The sequence below is a fragment of the Vibrio sp. Vb0304 genome (assembly GCF_033338995.1).
Classification (GTDB): Bacteria; Pseudomonadota; Gammaproteobacteria; order Enterobacterales; family Vibrionaceae; genus Vibrio; species Vibrio alginolyticus.
Genome location: NZ_JAWOTT010000061.1, coordinates 1 through 2,222 on the forward strand (window position 1 = coordinate 1; position 2,222 = coordinate 2,222).

The 2,222-nt window shown below is 48.0% G+C and carries 1 protein-coding gene; it reads left to right on the plus strand.

Annotated features, from left to right (window positions below):
- A partial coding sequence (locus R7P35_RS23705) for a penicillin-binding protein 1A (RefSeq protein WP_318092761.1) occupies positions 1-2,190 on the plus strand: 2,190 nt, incomplete at its 5' end.
- Positions 2,191-2,222 lie beyond the last annotated feature (32 nt).

Below are 2,222 nucleotides of genomic sequence, written 5' to 3' on the forward strand. Positions count from 1 at the left end.
AACTTCTTCTTATCTAACGAGAAGAAACTAATGCGTAAGATCAAAGAGATCTTCATTGCCATTCACATTGAGCAACTGCTGAGCAAACAAGAGATCATGGAGCTTTACGTTAACAAGATCTTCCTTGGCTATCGCTCATACGGTTTTGGTGCAGCAGCTCAGGTGTATTTTGGTAAGAGCCTAAATGAGCTCTCGCTTAGCGAAATTGCGACACTGGCGGGGATGCCAAAAGCACCTTCAACCATGAACCCAATATACTCGCTAGAACGTGCAACAAAGCTTCGTAACGTTGTGTTAATGCGTATGCTCGATGAAAAATACATTACGCAAGAACAATTCGATGAAGCACGTAACGAACCAATCATTGCTCGTTACCACAGTGCAGAAATTGAAGTGTCTGCGCCTTACGTTGCCGAACTTGCACGTGCATGGGCAGTAAAAGAGTACGGTGAAGAGAAAGCCTATACGTCGGGTTTGAATATCTACATGACGGTTGACTCTAAACTGCAAGACGCTGCCAATAAGGCTGCGGTAAACAACCTAATGGCTTATGACGAGCGTCATGGCTACCGCGGCGCAGAAAAAGTGTTGTGGAAAGAAGGGGAAGCCGCTTGGGATGCAGAACAAATTGAGAAGCATCTAAAAGGCCAGCCAACTTACGGCGATCTTTACCCTGCTGTCGTGACAAAAGTGGAAGGCAAAACGGCGCAAGTTGTTGTGAAAAATAACGATGCACAAACCATCCCTTGGACTGGCATGAACTGGGCACGCAAATTCCTCACCGATAACCGTCAAGGTTCAACGCCAAAATCTGCACAAGAGGTTTTAGCTGCAGGTGAACAAATTTGGGTTCGCGAGCTAACGACCACCGATGAAGATGGCAACACTCAAAGCAGCTGGAAGCTAAGCCAAGTGCCTAGCGCGAACACCGCATTTGTCGCGATGAATCCTGAAAATGGCGGCATTTTGTCACTGGTAGGTGGTTTCAACTTTGTTCACAGCAAGTTTAACCGCGCAACCATGTCCGTGCGTCAGGTTGGTTCTAGTATCAAACCATTTATTTACTCAGCCGCTATCGATAAAGGCCTAACGTTAGCAACTCTGATCAACGATGCGCCAATCAACAAATGGGACGCAGGTTCAGGCTCAGCATGGCGACCAAAGAACTCGCCTCCAACTTACGGCGGTCCAACTCGCCTTCGCATTGGCTTAGCGCAATCGAAAAACGTAATGGCGGTTCGTACCTTACGTGAAGTGGGTCTGGATGAAACTCGTCAGTACCTAACTCGCTTTGGATTCGATATCAACGAAGTGCCTCGCTCAGAAACTATCGCCTTGGGTGCGGGTAGCTTAACGCCAATGAAAGTGGCACAAGGTTACTCGGTTTTTGCAAACGGCGGTTACTATGTTGAGCCATTCTATGTCGAACGCGTTGAAGATGCATTTGGCGAAGTTTTGTTTAAAGCCAACCCTAAGAGCGTTTGTCATCAAGATTGCCCACAAATGAGCCCACAACCAGAAATGGATCGCTTTGCCAGTGAGTTCGGTGAGCAAGACGTTGCCGTTGATGGCCAAGCTCCAGAGAACGCACTAGAAAATGATGAACCAAAATACGCACCACAAGTGATCTCTGAACAAAACGCATTCTTGATGCGTGAAATGATGTACAGCAACATCTGGGGTGGCGGCAACTGGCGTGAAGGAACTGGCTGGAACGGTACCGGCTGGCGTGCGCAAAAACTTGAGCGTCGTGATATTGGTGGTAAAACTGGTACGACTAACGATTCAAAAGACGCATGGTACAACGGTTATGGTCCGGGCGTGGTTGCTATTGCATGGGTGGGCTTCGATGATCACTCACGCGCGTTAGGCCGCACGACGGTGAACAGCAATTTGGGTCAAGGCCAAGTATCTGGTGCTGAATCAGGTGCGAAAACAGCAGAACCAGCATGGATTGACTTTATGCAAGTGGCATTGGAAGGCAAGCCAGAACAAGGCAAGAATATTCCAGATGACATCGTGCGCGTTCGCATCGATCGCAACAGCGGTCTGCTGACTCATAAAGTGGATAGCACGTCCATGTTTGAATACTTTGAGAAAGGCACGGAGCCAACCGAATACGTTGGTAACAGCCTCGAAGACAGCATTTATTCAAGCGGTTCTGGTGGCACAACGGAAGAGTTGTTCTAAACCAAACGAAAGAAAAGATAAGGGGAGAGCGT